This window comes from Klebsiella sp. Sb-30 (genome assembly GCF_057652795.1).
On record NZ_CM172749.1, the window covers coordinates 3,968,488 to 3,985,097 of the forward strand.

Sequence of the window (16,610 nt, forward strand, 5' to 3'; positions counted from 1 at the left end):
GCTCATTCTCTACACCTCAGTGGGATGCCAACGACAAAATGGTTTCCTGATCGGCCTCGTCTTTGTCGAGGATGCCGGTAATACGTCCTTCGTGCATGACCATAACGCGATCGCTCATGCCCAGAATTTCCGGCAGTTCAGAAGAGACCATAATCACCGCAACGCCGCGATTCGCCAGTTCGCTAATCAGGTGATAAATTTCAGCTTTCGCCCCCACGTCAATCCCGCGGGTTGGCTCATCAAGAATTAATATTTTGGGCTGCGCTAAAAGCCAGCGGGCAATTAAGACCTTTTGCTGATTACCGCCGCTCAGGTTATTAATAATCTGATCCATGGTCGGGGTTTTAATATTCAGACGACGGATCTGTTCCATGCAGTCTTGTGCCATCTTCATATGTTTGACAAACCCGCTCTTGCCGATATATTCCGGCATATTGACGATACTCATGTTTTCCATCACCGAGAGCACGAGGAACAGTCCGGACTTTTTGCGGTCTTCGGTCAGCAGCGCCATCCCTTTTTCGATGGCCACGGAAGGCGAGTCGATGATCACCGGCTGGCCGTCAATCAACACTTCGCCACTGTCAAAGCGCTCCATCCCGAACAGGCTCTCCATCACTTCACTGCGCCCGGCGCCAACCAGACCCGCAACGCCGAGAATTTCGCCACGGCGGACGCTGAAATTCACCTCCTCAAAATAGCCTTTGCGCGACAGATTACGGACCGTCAGCACCTCTTCGCCAATGGTATTATTGAATTTCGGGAACAGCTGAGTTAATTCGCGGCCCACCATCTGGGTAATAAGCGACTGACGGGTAAATTCGCCCGTCTGCCGGCTGCCCACCCAGGTCCCGTCGCGAAAGACGCTAATTTCATCGGTAATCGCGAAAATCTCATCCATCTTGTGGCTGATATAAATAATGGCTTTACCCTGTTCGCGTAAATCGCGAATGATGGTGAACAGGTGGGCCACTTCACTTTCCGTCAGTGCCGAGGTGGGTTCATCCATAATGACAATATCCGCGTTCCACGATACCGCTTTGGCTATTTCCACCATTTGCTGGGCGGCAATGCTGAGCTCGCCCACCAGCCGGTCGGCGGATAAACGGATATTCAGTTTATTGAGCAGTGTCTGCGTCTGGCGGGCCAACTGTCGATGGTCGACAAAGCCGTATTTCATCGGCTCGCGCCCCAGCCAGATATTTTCTGCCACCGTCATATGCGGCACCAGATTCAGCTCCTGGTGGATCATGGAGATCCCCGCGCGCAGCGCATCCATCGTATCCTGGAACTGCACCGGTTCGCCCTTCACCCGGATCGCGCCCTTATCGGGACGGTAAATCCCGATAAGGCACTTCATTAACGTCGACTTTCCCGCACCATTCTCCCCCATCAGGGCGTGCACCGTCCCCGGGCGCACGCGTAATGAGACATTATCGAGCGCCTTCACGCCAGGAAAGAACTTACTGATACCTTCGGCTTCAAGTGCAAAAGCGTTCATACCTCCCCCTCCGTACCGCTGAGCCAGAAATGATTATTTTTGATTACGGCTGACAAATTCAGACATATTCTCTTTGGTAATCAGCTGGTAAGGGACATCGATGACTTTTTCGACTTTTTCCCCGTTCGCCAGTTTGACGGCTGCATCCACCGCCCCTTCCCCCTGGCCTTTAGCATCCTGGAAAATGGTGGCGATCATCTTGCCGTTTTTCAGCATCTGCAGTGCGTCAGGGGTCCCATCGACGCCGGCAATCAGAATGTGCTTCGGATTGCTCCCCAGCGCCTGCAGCGCGCCAATCGCCATTTCATCGTTATTGGAGGCGATCGCCTGAATATCTTCCCCACTGGTCATCCAGTTACTCACCACATCTACGGCATCGTTACGCATGAATTTCGCCGTCTGCTTCTGAACGATCTTGATATCCGGGTATTTCGCAACCACCTCTTCTACGCCTTTGGTACGATCGCGAGTTGATTCGTTCGCCAGGTCGCCCAGCAGAATCGCCACGTTGCCTTTGCCGTTCATCGCCTTCGCCAGCGCTTCCATCTGCAGACGGCCGGCCAGCACCGAATCCGAACCGACGTAGGCCATTTTGTCGGTCAGCGTAATCTGCGGACGGCGGTTAACGAAGACCAGCGGAATGCCGGCTTTGGTCGCCTGATCGATAATCGGCTTCACGGCGTTGGTATCGACCGGGTTGACGATGATGGCATCGACGCCCTGACCAATAAAGTTCTGCACCTGCTGCAGCTGCTGCGCGACATCACCCTTGGCATCCTCTACCTGCGACTTCACCCCCTCTTTTTGCATCTCTTTTTGCATGGCGGTACGCAGGATAGTCAGGAAGTTATCGTCGAAAAGCGCCATGGAAACGCCGACGGAGAGATCTTTTGCCATCACCGCAGCGGGCAACATACAGACTAACAAAGAGGCAACAATCGTTTTCTTGATGTTCATAGTTGTTCCTTGGGGTTCAGTGATATGCCAGTTCATTGAGATGAAATGAAAGATTCATTTCGTAAATGCGTGTTGCTGATACCTGCCGGATCGCCAGCCAGAAGTTTCACTTCTGAGCGCGCTGTTTTTGCACATGTTTATCAGAACCACCTAATTCAGTGGTTTTTTAGTGAATTATTAAAACAGCAGTTCATAAAACATACGATTTATCACCCGGAAAATTTCAGACGTTTTATTTCATTAACAACACATATGAAACTTTTATAATTAAATAACTGAAATGAAAATTTTAAAACCGTCTGATAACAGAACTTTGACAGATATCTAACATTGCGGCATAAACGCGCAAAAAATGAGAGGCGCCCAGCAGTTTGCAGACAAGTCACAGGCCCGCCGCTGGCAATCCGCCAGAGAAGATTTTCCGCCTAAAGAAGAGGGGGATTTGAAACGTCAGCGATCCTTTCAGGAGGGCCGTTACAAATTGATCCGATTTTCACTCCCGTCATGATGAGAGGAAAAGAGCGCCCGCTTTGTCATCCGCTGCCGGTATCAGGCTAACGGTTTCAACATGTTAGCGTGATGACCACGCTCACCTGGCTCGCACACGCCGCCGTGTACCGCCCGGCAGGTCTATTCCCATGACCATCGCAGGGGCATAGACTGCTCACATCTTTCATCGTGCCCCGCAAGGCAACCCGATATGTCGCGTCTCCTTTCGCTGAAATTCGCCCTTCCGGCGCTCGCACTTTCCTTCTCTTCGCAGGTTGCGGCGGCGCCCGATATAGAGGTAGGTTTTTCCCCCGAAGGCTCTGCCCGCCAACTGGTATTAGAGACCATTAATCAGGCGCAAACCTCGATCCAGATGATTGCCTACTCTTTTCAGGCGCCTGATATTGCGCGGGCGCTTGTCGCCGCCCATGACCGCGGCGTCAAGGTGCAAATCGTGGTCGATAAAAGACGCAACGCGGTGGAAGCCAGCCAAAAGATAATGAAGTATGTTGCGGAGCACGGGGTGGCATTACGTATTGATGGCCACTATCACATCCAACACGATAAGACGATTATTGCCGATGGGGCGACGGTTGAAACCGGGTCATTTAACTATGCTCCGTCCGCCGAAACAAAAAATAGTGAAAACGTCGTGGTGATACGTCATCAGAAAGCCGTGGCCTGCCAGTATATCGCCCACTGGCAGTCGAGATGGGAGCTGGGTGTCCCTTATGCGGGGTAAATACGCGTAAAAAACGCCGTCTTCACCCGGCCCGCGGCGCAGCGTGAAGACGGCGGTTGCATACTGGAAAAGTCAGTCCGTGACTTTCAAGGCCAGCTCATAGGCACTGGTTTTTCCTTCATCGCGCGCGCCGCCCATCTGATACACGCGGACGGTATATTTTCCGTTGGTTTCGAGGCGCTGCTCAAAAGCACCTTCTGTCATCGAGCCATTAAAAATGGTTTCGTTCGCGGGGTTGATCACGTTGAAATAAGGATGGGGCCATTTGCTCTTCATGGTGACGTGCATTAGCTGACCAGCTTTCGCCACCAGCGTGTAATCTTTCACATCGGCGCCGCTCAGGGCATTTTTAATGGTGGTTCCGCTGGTACCTTTATCGAAATGAACCGGGATTGTATTTATCTTATAACCCGCCATGACAGATAATGGTGCGAATAAACAACCAGCGCAGATCAAGCTACCAACAATTAACTTTAAATTTTTCATTTAATTAACACCTTATGTTTTTATATCTGGTGTTATAACACATAAGGTATTCCAGAAAAATTTCAGGAAATAGATTGAAACGATTTCATCGTCGTCTCGCGGTGAAGTAAATCGCTATAGATAGCAGTTAATATCCCACCGGGGCGAAACTCTTTCTTTATCCACTGCGTCACCTGCCCACTGGCCGCATGCTGGGTCGCCAGCAGCATTCCTGAATCCTGGCGCGGGTTATGAATCTGGCGGGTAATCAGCCGGTTTTCCGCCATGGCCTCACGAACCATATAATCCGGCAGAAAACCAATGCCTTCACCGAGGATCTGGCACTGGCATTTGGTATTAAAGTCCGGCACCAGAATCGCCTCCTGCCCGTGCAGTAACCAACCCACTTTCTTATTAATGGTGCTGGCGGTGTCCTCCACCATAATATTGGGGTAAAGCCGTAGCTGGCTTTCCGCTATGGGTTCCGGCATAAACGCCAGCGGATGATCCGGGGCAATGGCGAAGACCCAACGAATGGCACCAATTTCAGTGTAGTCAATGCCGCCGCCGTCGAGCAGCGTATCCGGCGCGCCAATCGCGATATTAGCCTGCTGATTAATTATCGCATCCCAGACGCCGTTATACACCTCCGTGGTAACGGTAATCTGGCAGGTTGGAAACTGTTTTTTGAGCACCTGCAACAGACGCGCCGTGTGCCGCGGCGTATAAAGCAGCTGGTTGATGCAGATACGGACCCGGGCCTCAATCCCCTGGGCTATGGTATCTATGCTGCGCTTGATGGCATGGAAATCATTGAGCAAATCCGTGGCCTTACGGAAAAGATAGTAGCCGGACTCGGTCAGCTCGATGCTACGGGTATTACGGGTAAACAGCACCACGTCCAGCCCCGTCTCCATGCGCTTGATGGTGTAGCTGATGGCTGATGTCGTCAGCCCCAGCTCGTCTGCGGCTTTGCTGAAACTGCCAAAGCGCGCCGCCGTGGTAAACGCCAGCAGATTTTCTTCAGTAAAAATTGAGTTCATTGGCCCGCTCCTGCTTTCGTCAACCGCTCATTAGCCCCACTCTGCAATCGACTCTATTTCCTGTCCCTGCCATCGGCAATCATTTTTGAATATCTTTTAACACCATGCGAATTGTCGGCCCGCGTGGGCCGCGAAATTCTCCGCGGCGTCATGGTTCAGCGCGAGCTTTTTGAGGTTGCCTCGCTCAGTTTACGACCGGTATATTCGGAAATCAGCCCCACGCCGTTGCCGGCCAAAAAACCCAGCAGCGTCACCGGCCAGTTCATCCCGGAGGCGAAAAACAGCGTCATGCCAAGAAAGCCGCCGGGAATAAACGCGGTGAGGGAAAAGCGCCCCTGCCAGACAATCACCGCGGAGAACGGCACCGTGGTGATAACGCTGGCCCAGAAGGATGACATCCCGATGGCGGCAGTCAGCCCACCCGCGGCCATCGCCGCCAGAAATGCCCACGCGGCGCCGGTGTAGTTGACAAAAAGACTCTTCACAAACCCCTCTTTACCGCCGCCTGCCGCATAAAAACTGCAAAAGGCGACAAAGCCGATCGTGCCAAGCAATCCCCAGCGCGGATCAAGCCCAACCTGCGAGGAGATCAGCTGCCAGATCCCGGCACAAATGCCGACAGTAATCCCCGTTGCGGTGAGTCCGTTCATCTCTTCCCCCTCGTGATAGTGGTCGTGGAAATTGGTTTCGTTCGGGAACTATATAGAAATAATCCCCTCTTGAATTACGGGAAATCGCATGCAAGAAACAAACATTGCACTGCCGCACAGTCTGCATCCATTATTAAAAAATATTCAACAATGAGTGGGGTTATCGCGAATAAAATTTAAGCGGGTTCTTTTATCTATTTTTGGTTGCTATGCTCAGGTCATCAAAAAGTCTCAGCCGCCACCACAGGAGTAAGATGATGACCACGGAAAATATTATTGCTGAATATCTTTTGGCTGCGGAGCAAGGCAATGTCGAACAATTAAAAACCTGTTTAGCCCGTGGCGTCGATATTAATGCCAGCAATCGCCAGGGGCGAACCGCTATTACTCTGGCCAGCCTGAATAAACATTATGCCTGCGTGTCTGTGCTCATTGCCGCTGGTGTCGATATTGATAAGCAGGACCAGACCTGTTTTAACCCGTTCTTACTGAGCTGCCTGAATAATGACGTCGAGCTGCTGCATTTAATTCTGCCAGCGAAACCTGACCTTACGCGCTTAAGCCGTTTCGGCGGCGTCGGTCTGACGCCGGCCTGCGAAAAGGGTCATCTTGAGATCGTAAAAATTCTGTTGACCGAAACCGATATTAACGTCAACCACACTAACTTTGTCGGCTGGACGCCGCTGCTGGAAGCGATTGTTTTAAACGATGGTGGCGCAACGCAGCAGGAGATCGTTAAGCTGCTGCTGGACCACGGCGCCAATCCCCATATGACCGATAAATATGGCAAAACGCCGCTGGAACTGGCGTGGGATAAGGGCTTTGCTGAAATCGCCCACCTGCTGGTTGCCGCCGGCGCCTGAGGAAGGAGAACGGCCATCGACACCTCCTTACGGCGGTGTGTGCAAGCGCTAACTGCGGATGAGAGCTTTCTCTCTCAACGCGGCGGCGGACGGGTCGAGCAGGTCTTCTCGCGCGCGGTCAACCTGCAGATTCCCGACAAGCCAGGGCTCCTGACGCTGCTGTGCGCCGCATATGACAATGCGCCCAACAGCTGTAGGTTAGCACTCACCTACTTTGACAACCTGTTCCGGCCAGGGGAAAGCGTCCGGTTCACCGATTCAGGAATGTATATTGGCAATGATAAATGGATAGACCTCCAGCGCTGTGAGCGCTGGCAAATGCCAACGGCCGTATTAAGCGCGGCAGCATTGACCCGGATAGCCTGGCGACGCTGGCAAAACATTATCATTGAGCAACTGCATGAGGACGATACCTTATTTCTTTATCGCGGCGACAACCCGTTTTATAAAGCGATGGGGCGTGAATTACAGCATCGCCGGAAAACATTATTTAACGCCCTTCGGCAAAATAAAAATATCAGTGCCGCCATCGCTAATATGCTCGGACTAGGTATTGGCCTGACGCCATCGGCGGATGATTACCTGGTAGGCCTTAGCGTTATTTTATTTATTAACGGACATCCGGCTAATCAATGCCGGGGTGAATTTTTAGCGGCGCTGCAGTGTGCCAGACATAACACCACGCCGCTCAGCGCGATTACGCTGGAGGCAGCTATTAATCAGCGCTATCGCGAAAATATCGCCGGGTTGATTAACCTCATGATTAATCAACCGACAATCTTTTCTATTGCGGCAATTGCCGATATTAAAAATATTGGCTCAAGTTCCGGCAGCGACATGCTATTGGGCATGGCGGATGCCTGCGCGCTGAGTCAAACGTATGGAGGGAATTATGTCAGTTAAAATAGTCGTGAAGAAGAATACCTATTTTGATTCCGTCTCATTAATGTCGATATCCACCCGCGCCAATAAGATCGACGGCGTAGAGCAGGCATTTGTAGCGATGGCGACCGAAATGAACAAAGGAGTCCTGAAGAATCTGGGACTGCTGACGCCGGAGCTGGAAGCAGCGAAAAACGGCGACCTGATAATCGTCATTAATGGCCAGGACGGCGCCGATAACGAGCAAATTCTCGCCGGGATCGAAGCGCTATTTAGCCAAAAAGCGCAAAGCGGCCAGCACGAAGCGCGCTATGCCACCCTCGCCAGCGCTAAAAAACATCTTCCGGACAGCAATATGGCGGTTATCTCAGTCAACGGACTGTTCGCCGCCCGCGAAGCACGACAGGCGTTACAAAACGGTCTCAACGTGATGTTGTTTTCCGATAACGTCTCTCTCGAGGACGAACGCGCGCTGAAACAACTGGCCCATGAGAAAGGTTTGCTGCTGATGGGGCCAGACTGCGGGACCGCCATCATTAACGGCACCGGTCTGTGCTTCGCAAATGCGGTACGCCGCGGCAACATCGGTATTATCGGCGCCTCTGGCACCGGTAGCCAGGAGCTGAGCGTGCGTATTCACGCGTTCGGCGGCGGCATATCACAACTTATCGGCACCGGCGGTCGCGACCTGAGTGAAAAAATCGGCGGCATGATGATGCTCGATGCCATTCAGATGCTGGAAGCGGATCCGCAAACGGAAATTATCGCCCTCGTCTCCAAGCCGCCCGCCCCGACCGTGGCGAAAAAAGTGCTGGAGCGCGCACGCGCCTGCCGTAAACCGGTTGTCGTGTGCTTCCTGGGCCGCGCCGAACCACCGGCCGATGAGCAAGGTCTGCAGTTTGCCCGCGGCACCAGAGAAGCGGCGCTGAAGGCGGTACTGCTGAGCGGCGTTAAGCAACAAAATCTCGATTTGCCCCCGCTGGACCCGGCATTGATTGCTGAAATTCGTGCACAGCTCACGCCGCAGCAGAAATACATTCGCGGCCTGTTCTGCGGCGGCACGCTGTGCGACGAAACCATGTTCGCCGTCCTGGAAAAACAGGCCGAAGTTTACAGTAACATTCAGCCGGATCCGGCTTATCGCCTGAGCGATATCAACCACAGCATCAAGCACACCTTCCTCGATTTCGGCGATGACGACTTCACCAATGGTAAACCGCACCCGATGATCGACCCAACCAACCGCATCAGCCGCCTGCTGCAGGAAGCGCGCGATCCAGAAGTTGCGGCGATCGTGATGGACTTCGTGCTGGGCTTTGGGTCGCATGAAGATCCGGTCGGGTCGACGATCGAGGCGATCAAAGAGGCAAAAGCCATTGCCGCCGCCGATGGCCGTCGGCTGACGATCCTCGCTTACGTTTTAGGCACCGATATCGATACGCCATCGCGGGAACAACAGCGCCTGATGCTTAGCGAGGCGGGCGTCATTCTGGCCAACAGCAGTACCGAGACCGGCCTGCTGGCGCGTGAACTTATCTGCAAAGGGGAGAACGCCTGATGAATCAGTCACTATTCAGCCAGCCGCTGAACGTTATTAATGTCGGGATCGCGATGTTCAGCGATGATCTGAAAAAGCAGCATACGGCGGTGACCCAGCTCGACTGGACGCCGCCAGGCCAGGGCAATATGCGGGTGGTCAATGCCCTCGACGCGCTTGCCGACTCCGCGCTGGCGGATAAAATCGCCGCCGCCAACCAGCAGGCGCTGGAACGCATTATCCAGTCGCATCCGGTGCTGACGGGCTTCGACCAGGCCATCAACGTGGTGCCTGGGATGACGGCAAAAACCATTCTCCACGCCGGGCCGCCGGTAACGTGGGAAAAGATGTGCGGAGCGATGAAAGGTGCGGTCACCGGCGCGCTGGTATTTGAAGGGCTGGCAAACGATCTGGCTGATGCCGCCGAACTGGCCGCTTCAGGTGAAATCACCTTCTCGCCATGTCACGAACATGACTGCGTCGGGTCTATGGCCGGCGTCACCTCCGCCTCCATGTTTATGCATATTGTCGAGAACAAAACCTACGGCAACATCGCTTATACCAACATGAGCGAGCAGATGGCGAAGATCCTGCGCATGGGGGCTAACGACCAGAGCGTTATCGACCGTCTGAACTGGATGCGTGACGTCCAGGGGCCGATGCTGCGCGACGCCATGAAGGTGATTGGCGAAATCGATCTGCGCCTGATGCTGGCGCAGGCCCTGCATATGGGCGATGAGTGCCACAACCGCAACAATGCCGGTACCACGCTACTGATCCAGGCGCTGACGCCGGGCATTATTCAGGCCGGCTATCCGGTCGAACAGCAGCGTGAAGTCTTTGAATTCGTCGCCAGCAGCGACTATTTCTCCGGCCCGACGTGGATGGCGATGTGTAAAGCCGCGATGGATGCCGCCCACGGCATTGAGTACAGCACCGTCGTTACCACCATGGCGCGTAACGGCGTCGAGTTCGGTCTGCGAGTCAGCGGGTTGCCGGGAGAGTGGTTCACCGGCCCGGCGCAGCAGGTGATCGGCCCGATGTTTGCCGGTTATAAGCCGGAGGATTCCGGTCTCGATATCGGCGATAGCGCGATTACCGAAACCTACGGCATTGGCGGTTTCGCTATGGCAACGGCACCGGCCATCGTCGCACTGGTTGGCGGAACGGTGGACGAGGCCATCGATTTCTCCCGCCAGATGCGTGAAATCACCCTCGGTGAAAACCCCAACGTCACTATCCCGCTGCTCGGGTTTATGGGTGTGCCGACCGCTATCGATATTACCCGCGTCGGCAGCAGCGGTATTCTGCCGGTGATCAATACCGCCATCGCCCACAAAGATGCGGGCATCGGTATGATCGGCGCCGGCATCGTCCACCCGCCGTTTGCCTGTTTTGAAAAAGCCATTTTGCGCTGGGTCGAACGTTACGGCGCTTAAAAACATCCCCGGCCCGGGGCGAAAGCGCCCTGGCCGGGCGATAAATCTGATAACAACAACGCCATTACCTTCTGTACCGGGAACCTACACGATGAAAGAACTTGTGGTCGTTGCCATTGGCGGCAACAGTATCATCAAAGATAACGCCAGCCAGTCAATTGAACATCAGGCTGAAGCGGTCAAGGCCGTGGCGGATACGGTGCTGGCCATGCTGGCGTCGGACTACCATCTTGTCCTGACCCACGGCAACGGGCCGCAGGTCGGACTGGATTTACGCCGCGCTGAAATCGCTCATGAGTGCGAAGGTCTGCCGCTGACGCCGCTGGCCAACTGCGTTGCCGACACCCAGGGTGGAATCGGCTACCTGATTCAGCAGGCGCTCAATAATCGCCTGGCCCACCGCGGCGAACAAAAAGCGGTGACCGTCGTCACCCAGGTCGAAGTCGATAAAAATGACCCCGGCTTTGCCCACCCGACGAAACCGATTGGCGCATTTTTTAGCGAAGCCCAGCGCGATGATCTCCGGCAGACGCATCCGGACTGGCACTTCGTCGAAGATGCCGGGCGTGGCTATCGGCGGGTGGTCGCCTCGCCGGAACCCAAACGCATCGTGGAAGCCGAAGCCATTAAAGCGCTGACCCGACAAGGGTTCGTGGTGATCGGCGCCGGTGGCGGCGGCATCCCTGTAGTCCGCAGCGCGCAGGGAGATTATCAGAGCGTTGATGCGGTGATTGATAAGGATCTCTCAACCGCGCTACTGGCACGGGAGATTCACGCCGATATCCTGGCCATCACCACCGGCGTTGAAAAAGTGTGCATTCACTTTGGGCAGCCCCGGCAGCAGGCGCTGGGGACGGTCAATATCAGCGATATGACCCGCTATATGCAGGAAGGCCACTTTCCGGCCGGCAGCATGTTGCCCAAAATCGTCGCCAGCCTCGCGTTTTTAAAGCATGGCGGCAAGCGGGTGATTATCACCACGCCGGAGTGTTTACCCGCTGCGCTGCGCGGAGAGACCGGTACCCATCTTGTGCACGACTGAGCAAATGAAAAGAAAGAAAAAGGAAGATTCATGAATAAAGACAATAGCCGTCGCGAATTTCTCAGCCAGAGCGGAAAAATGGTCACCGCCGCCGCCCTGTTTGCCGCCGCCGCACCCGTCGTTTACGCCGATGAGCGCTCGATATCCGCGACGACCTGCGACAACCAAAAGGTTATCAGCCCCGACGACACCCACTACTATCTCGATAATGTCCTGCTGGAAAGCGGCTTTGAGTATGAAAATGACGTAGTGGTACACACTCGTACCGAACGGCAAACCCTCGAGATTGCCGACGGCAAAATTATCGCGCTCCACAACCATCGCAGCCACCCTGATGCCTCCCTGCCCCGCTATGATGCCGGCGGTAAGCTGATGCTCCCGGCGATGCGCGATATGCATATCCATCTGGATAAAACCTTTTACGGCGGCCCGTGGCGTTCACTCAACCGCCCGGCGGGCACCACGATTCAGGACATGATTAAGCTTGAGCAGAAGCTGTTGCCTGAGCTCCAGCCGTACACCCGCCAGCACGCGGAAAAACTGATCGACCTGCTCCAGTCAAAAGGGTCAACGATAGCCCGCAGCCACTGCAATATCGAACCCACCTCCGGGTTGAAAAACCTCGAAGATCTGCAGGCAGTCCTCGCGCACCGCCAGCCGGGTTTCGCCTGCGAGATTGTCGCTTTTCCGCAGCACGGACTCCTGCTGTCAAAATCAGAACCGCTGGTACGTGAAGCCATGCAGGCCGGCGCACACTACGTCGGTGGCCTCGATCCGACCAACGTTGATGGAGCGATGGAGAAATCCCTCGATACCATGTTCCAGATAGCGCTGGATTATAACAAAGGGGTCGATATCCATCTCCACGAAACCAGCCCGGCGGGCGTCGCGGCGATAAACTATATGGTAGAGACCGTAGAGAAAACCCCGGCGCTAAAAGGCAAGCTGACTATCAGCCACGCTTTTGCGCTGGCGACATTGAACGAACAGCAGGTTGAGGCCATTGCCAGCCGCATGGCGGCCCAGCAAATCACCATCGCCTCCACCGTGCCGATCGGTACCCTGCACATGCCGCTGCAGCAGCTGCGGGATAAAGAGGTATTTGTAATGACCGGCACCGACAGCGTGATTGACCATTGGTCGCCATACGGCCTGGGCGACATGCTGGAAAAAGCCAATCTCTACGCCCAGCTCTATATTCGCCCCAACGAACAGACCCTTTCGCGTTCGCTGGCAATTGCCACCGGCAACGTACTGCCGCTCAACGATCAAGGCCAGCGCGTCTGGCCGAAAGAGCAGGATGAGGCCAGCTTTGTGCTGGTCGATGCCTCCTGCTCCGCCGAAGCGGTGGCACGCATTTCACCGCGTACCGCGACCTTCCACAAGGGCAAGATGGTTTGGGGCAGCGTCGGCGCCTGAACATGACCGCATAAAAAGCCCCGGTAAACCGGTGCTTTCGCCCGGCGGCGCTACGCTTACCCAGGCCTCGAGGCTGAATGCGGTCGACAGGCCGGGCAAGGCGCAGCCGCCACCCGGCCAATAAACACAAAACCCCGGCACCGGGCCGGGGTTTTATTTTTCACATCTCGCGGTTATTTCTGCGGACGCATTGCCGGGAACAGGATCACGTCGCGGATGGTGTGGCTGTTGGTAAACAGCATCACCATCCGGTCAATCCCGATGCCCAGACCGGCGGTCGGCGGCAGACCATACTCCAGCGCGGTGACGTAGTCTTCGTCGTAGAACATCGCTTCATCATCCCCGGCGGCTTTCGCATTCACCTGGTCCTGGAAGCGCTGCGCCTGGTCTTCCGCGTCGTTGAGCTCGCTGAAGCCGTTACCGATTTCGCGGCCGCCGATAAAGAACTCAAAGCGGTCGGTAATTTCCGGATTCACGTCATTACGGCGCGCCAGCGGAGAGACTTCCGCCGGGTATTCGGTGATAAAGGTCGGCTGAATCAGGTGCGCTTCCGCCACTTCATCAAAGATTTCCGTGACGATACGACCCAGGCCCCAGCTCTTCTCAACGTGAATACCGATGGACTCCGCAAGGGCTTTCGCCGCGTCGAAGTTATCGAGATCCGCCATCTCGGTTTCCGGACGGTATTTCTTGATAGCCTCACGCATGGTCAGCTTTTCAAACGGTTTGCCGAAGTCGAAGATCTGGTCGCCGTATGGAACTTCTGTTTTACCCAGCACGGTCTGCGCCAGGGTGCGGAACAGGGATTCGGTCAGCTCGATCAGATCTTTGTAATCCGCGTACGCCATATAGAGTTCCATCATGGTGAACTCTGGGTTGTGACGCACGGAGATGCCTTCGTTACGGAAGTTACGGTTGATTTCGAATACGCGTTCGAAGCCGCCCACAACCAGACGCTTCAGATACAGTTCCGGCGCGATACGCAGGTACATGTCCATATCCAGCGCGTTGTGATGGGTGATGAACGGACGGGCAGACGCGCCGCCGGGGATCACCTGCATCATCGGGGTTTCGACTTCCATAAAACCGCGGCCTACCATGAACTGGCGCATCGTCGCGAGGATCTGCGAACGGACTTTAAACGTGCGGCGGGATTCGTCGTTGGCGATCAGATCCAGATAGCGCTGACGGTAACGGACTTCCTGATCCTGCAGGCCGTGAAATTTGTCCGGCAGCGGGCGCAGAGCTTTGGTCAGCAGACGCAGCTCAGTACAGTGGATAGACAGCTCGCCGGTTTGGGTTTTAAACAGCTTACCGCGGGCGGCAATAATGTCGCCAAGGTCCCACTTTTTGAACTGTTCGTTATAGACGCCTTCCGGCAGATCGTCGCGCGCAACGTACAGCTGAATACGCCCGCCGACGTCCTGCAGAGTGACGAAAGAGGCTTTCCCCATGATGCGACGGGTCATCATACGACCAGCAACGGAGACTTCAACGTTCAAGGAGGTGAGTGCTTCGTTATCCTTGTCATCGAATTCAGTGTGCAACTGGTCAGAAGTATGGTCACGACGAAAATCATTCGGGAACGGGATACCCTGCTCACGAAGCTGAGCCAGCTTTTCACGACGGGTTTTCAGTTCATTATTAAGGTCAATTGCCTCATCGGCACTTTGTGCTTGTTGTTCAGACATGTTGGTTCCTCATAACCCTGCTTTCAAACTTGCTTCGATAAATTGCGCCAGGCCACTATCCAGCGCGGCCTGGTCAGTGCGGGTCTCTACACCAGTGCGCGGCCGATCGTTGACGTTATCGCCAAAGACCGAACGATAGAATCATAAATAACCTGGCCTTACTTAAGGCTGATATCACTCAGCAATAGCAAAACTAAAGTTTTTTTCATCGATGGATTGCCATCTATCCAGAACATCCTCCTCCTAACAGTCAAACGATGCAAGGCGCTGTTTTCGCACCTGCGTCGGCCATGTATTGATCCTTTCACTCGGCGACATATCCCGGCGGCGCGCAGCGTCTGAGCGGGCGACGAGCCCGTAGCGCCTGGGTTTTGCCGCCCGGAAACCATGGCTACGCGCCCCCTCCGGGAAGTTCACCGGTCGCGGCGCGGCGCTTGCCGACGCTGCAGGCGGCAGCGAAGGCCAGGATGACAATCACCGTTACGCAGCCCAGCGTCCACTCCCCCATCAGGGAGAAGAAATGCTGATACGCGGCGATCGCCGTTTCGCTAATCTGTGATTCGGTGGTCTGCTGCGCGACGATACCCGCCAGCCAGTTGGCCACCGCGCCGGTCGCCAGCATATAAATTCCGGTCAGTACCCCGGTCACGCCCGGCATATTCAGGCGCGTGATCTGCGCCATCGCCACCGGGTCGATAAACAGCTCGGCGAAGCCCATCAGCGCCAGTCCGCCGACCATCAGCCCCATTGATGCCTGGCCATCGACGGCGCCATGACGTGCGTTCAGGGCCAGCACAATAAAACCGCAGCCCATCAGCACCAGGCCAAAAGCAAATTTCAGCCACACGCGAAGCACCGATCGCGTGCTGCCTTCCGGGCGCATCAGCCAGGCCAGCGCCACGCCTGCCGCCATCACGGCAACGGCATTCACCGACTGGAAGAGAGCCGTCGGCACCTCAATGGTGAACAGTCGGCGATTAACAAAGCGATCGATAAACAGGCTGATAGAGCTACCGCCCTGCTGCGCCAGAACCCAGAACAGCGTGCCGGTCAGCATCAGCAGTACGATTTGCCACAGCGCGCGACGGTGCTGCGGAGAGTTCACCATAATGCGCGCCACCATTTGGGCGGCGAAGACGCAGACAATAGCCAGCAGATAGCCCGACCAGTTATTTTCCAGCAGCAGCGTGAAGAACACCGGCGCCACGCAGAGCATGACCACCAGCCAGCCCCAGGTCGGCAGCACAAATTTCACCGCGCACAGCGCCTGCCTGTCGACGCCGCGGGTGTGGCTGAAGTGACGATGGCCGCTGAGGAAAATCAGCAGGCCGATAAACATGCCGATCCCCGCCAGCGCAAAACCGATATGCCAGCCATACCACTGCGCCGCCAGCCCGCAGGCGATGGGTGCCGCGATGGAGCCGACGTTGCCGGCGGCGTACAGCAGCGAGAAACCGCCGTCGCGGCGATGGTCATCAACGGCGTAAAGCTCGCCCAGCAGGCAGCTGATGTTGGATTTGAACAGGCCGTAGCCGCAGATAATGATCGCCAGCGCGAGGTACAGACTCCAGGTTGCATCAGATTCAACGCCCAGCACGACGTGGCCGAGCGTCATCAACAGCGCGCCGGCAATGACCGCCGTGCGATTGCCGAGCAGGCGGTCGGCAAGCCAGCCGCCGAGAATGGGGGTAACGTAAACCAGGGAAGCGTAAGCGCTGAACAGACTGATGGCGTGGCTGTCATCAAAGCCAAGCTGATGGGTGAGGTAGAGGATAAGTAAGGCACGCATGCCGTAAAAGCTGAAATATTCCCAGATTTGGATCGCTACGATGTAATAGATCGCGCGCGGTTGTGAGGGTGTTTTCATGAGGTCTCCTGCAGCGTGAAAAA

General features: G+C 55.4%; 14 protein-coding genes and 1 pseudogene. 7 read left to right on the forward strand and 8 right to left on the reverse strand.

Going from position 1 to position 16,610, the window contains the following annotated elements; genetic code table 11:
• Nucleotides 1–16 precede the first annotated feature (16 nt).
• Nucleotides 17–1,501 carry a sugar ABC transporter ATP-binding protein gene (locus tag AC236I_RS18530; RefSeq protein ID WP_004858981.1) on the reverse strand — a complete coding sequence of 495 codons (1,485 nt, stop codon included), beginning with the start codon at nt 1,499–1,501 and terminating at the stop codon, nt 17–19.
• 33 nt (nt 1,502–1,534) lie between these two features.
• Nucleotides 1,535–2,458, reverse strand: coding sequence for a sugar ABC transporter substrate-binding protein (locus AC236I_RS18535; protein WP_004858977.1), 924 nt, complete (start codon nt 2,456–2,458; stop codon nt 1,535–1,537).
• 700 nt (nt 2,459–3,158) lie between these two features.
• Here AC236I_RS18535 and AC236I_RS18540 point away from each other — a divergent pair.
• Nucleotides 3,159–3,689 (forward strand): phospholipase D family nuclease, encoded by a 531-nt coding sequence (locus AC236I_RS18540; protein ID WP_004858974.1) that lies wholly within the window; start codon nt 3,159–3,161, stop codon nt 3,687–3,689.
• A gap of 72 nt (nt 3,690–3,761) precedes the next feature.
• Here the strand turns inward: AC236I_RS18540 and AC236I_RS18545 are convergent, their stop codons facing one another.
• The 3 genes from AC236I_RS18545 to AC236I_RS18555 all read right to left on the reverse strand — a co-directional run bounded on the left by AC236I_RS18545 (nt 3,762) and on the right by AC236I_RS18555 (nt 5,847).
• On the reverse strand, nt 3,762–4,175 hold the full coding sequence (locus tag AC236I_RS18545; RefSeq protein ID WP_004858972.1) for a hypothetical protein: 414 nt from the start codon (nt 4,173–4,175) through the stop codon (nt 3,762–3,764).
• 62 nt (nt 4,176–4,237) lie between these two features.
• On the reverse strand, nt 4,238–5,197 hold the full coding sequence (locus AC236I_RS18550; RefSeq protein ID WP_004858969.1) for a LysR substrate-binding domain-containing protein: 960 nt from the start codon (nt 5,195–5,197) through the stop codon (nt 4,238–4,240).
• 155 nt (nt 5,198–5,352) lie between these two features.
• A complete protein-coding gene (locus AC236I_RS18555; RefSeq protein ID WP_487608581.1) occupies nt 5,353–5,847 on the reverse strand; it encodes a DUF1097 domain-containing protein in 495 nt (164 codons plus the stop codon).
• A 257-nt stretch (nt 5,848–6,104) separates the two neighbouring features.
• On the opposite strand from AC236I_RS18555, the gene AC236I_RS18560 reads away from it, so the two are divergent.
• The 6 genes from AC236I_RS18560 (at nt 6,105) to AC236I_RS18585 (ending at nt 13,029) form a co-directional block, all read left to right on the forward strand.
• Nucleotides 6,105–6,710 (forward strand): ankyrin repeat domain-containing protein, encoded by a 606-nt coding sequence (locus AC236I_RS18560; RefSeq protein ID WP_004858963.1) that lies wholly within the window; start codon nt 6,105–6,107, stop codon nt 6,708–6,710.
• A gap of 39 nt (nt 6,711–6,749) precedes the next feature.
• Entirely contained in the window at nt 6,750–7,613 is an 864-nt protein-coding gene (locus AC236I_RS18565) for an oxamate carbamoyltransferase subunit AllH family protein (RefSeq protein WP_487608582.1), read from the forward strand.
• Entirely contained in the window at nt 7,603–9,150 is a 1,548-nt protein-coding gene (fdrA, locus tag AC236I_RS18570) for an acyl-CoA synthetase FdrA (protein WP_487608583.1), read from the forward strand. Before AC236I_RS18565 ends, fdrA begins: the two co-directional genes overlap by 11 nt.
• On the forward strand, nt 9,150–10,568 hold the full coding sequence (locus AC236I_RS18575; RefSeq protein ID WP_004858953.1) for a YlbE family protein: 1,419 nt from the start codon (nt 9,150–9,152) through the stop codon (nt 10,566–10,568). The genes fdrA and AC236I_RS18575 overlap by 1 nt, the downstream gene beginning before the upstream one ends.
• Nucleotides 10,569–10,659: 91 nt before the next feature.
• Entirely contained in the window at nt 10,660–11,610 is a 951-nt protein-coding gene (locus tag AC236I_RS18580; RefSeq protein ID WP_032716789.1) for a carbamate kinase family protein, read from the forward strand.
• 30 nt (nt 11,611–11,640) lie between these two features.
• A complete protein-coding gene (locus tag AC236I_RS18585) occupies nt 11,641–13,029 on the forward strand; it encodes an amidohydrolase family protein (protein WP_341799268.1) in 1,389 nt (462 codons plus the stop codon).
• A 173-nt stretch (nt 13,030–13,202) separates the two neighbouring features.
• On the opposite strand, the gene lysS is transcribed toward AC236I_RS18585, so the two are convergent.
• From lysS to dtpD, 3 genes and pseudogenes are all read right to left on the reverse strand, one after another.
• The gene (lysS, locus tag AC236I_RS18590) at nt 13,203–14,720 is read right to left on the reverse strand and encodes a lysine--tRNA ligase (protein ID WP_004858943.1); all 1,518 of its coding nucleotides are present in this window, start codon (nt 14,718–14,720) and stop codon (nt 13,203–13,205) included.
• 9 nt (nt 14,721–14,729) lie between these two features.
• Nucleotides 14,730–14,819: pseudogene (locus AC236I_RS18595) on the reverse strand (hypothetical protein); the annotation flags it as partial.
• Between the two features lie 292 nt (nt 14,820–15,111).
• Nucleotides 15,112–16,587, reverse strand: a complete 1,476-nt coding sequence (dtpD, locus tag AC236I_RS18600) for a dipeptide permease DtpD (RefSeq protein WP_487608584.1) — start codon at nt 16,585–16,587, stop codon at nt 15,112–15,114.
• Nucleotides 16,588–16,610 lie beyond the last annotated feature (23 nt).

Excerpts from the sequence above, each read along its gene's own strand:
- AC236I_RS18550 (WP_004858969.1), bottom strand. The coding sequence starts at position 5,197 with ATGAACTCAATTTTTACTGAAGAAAATCTGCTGGCGTTTACCACGGCG.
- AC236I_RS18545 (WP_004858972.1), bottom strand. The coding sequence starts at position 4,175 with ATGAAAAATTTAAAGTTAATTGTTGGTAGCTTGATCTGCGCTGGTTGT.
- AC236I_RS18530 (WP_004858981.1), bottom strand. The coding sequence starts at position 1,501 with ATGAACGCTTTTGCACTTGAAGCCGAAGGTATCAGTAAGTTCTTTCCT.
- AC236I_RS18560 (WP_004858963.1), top strand. The coding sequence starts at position 6,105 with ATGACCACGGAAAATATTATTGCTGAATATCTTTTGGCTGCGGAGCAA.
- lysS (WP_004858943.1), bottom strand. The coding sequence starts at position 14,720 with ATGTCTGAACAACAAGCACAAAGTGCCGATGAGGCAATTGACCTTAAT.
- AC236I_RS18585 (WP_341799268.1), top strand. The coding sequence starts at position 11,641 with ATGAATAAAGACAATAGCCGTCGCGAATTTCTCAGCCAGAGCGGAAAA.
- AC236I_RS18535 (WP_004858977.1), bottom strand. The coding sequence starts at position 2,458 with ATGAACATCAAGAAAACGATTGTTGCCTCTTTGTTAGTCTGTATGTTG.
- AC236I_RS18555 (WP_487608581.1), bottom strand. The coding sequence starts at position 5,847 with ATGAACGGACTCACCGCAACGGGGATTACTGTCGGCATTTGTGCCGGG.
- AC236I_RS18575 (WP_004858953.1), top strand. The coding sequence starts at position 9,150 with ATGAATCAGTCACTATTCAGCCAGCCGCTGAACGTTATTAATGTCGGG.
- dtpD (WP_487608584.1), bottom strand. The coding sequence starts at position 16,587 with ATGAAAACACCCTCACAACCGCGCGCGATCTATTACATCGTAGCGATC.
- AC236I_RS18580 (WP_032716789.1), top strand. The coding sequence starts at position 10,660 with ATGAAAGAACTTGTGGTCGTTGCCATTGGCGGCAACAGTATCATCAAA.
- AC236I_RS18540 (WP_004858974.1), top strand. The coding sequence starts at position 3,159 with ATGTCGCGTCTCCTTTCGCTGAAATTCGCCCTTCCGGCGCTCGCACTT.
- fdrA (WP_487608583.1), top strand. The coding sequence starts at position 7,603 with ATGTCAGTTAAAATAGTCGTGAAGAAGAATACCTATTTTGATTCCGTC.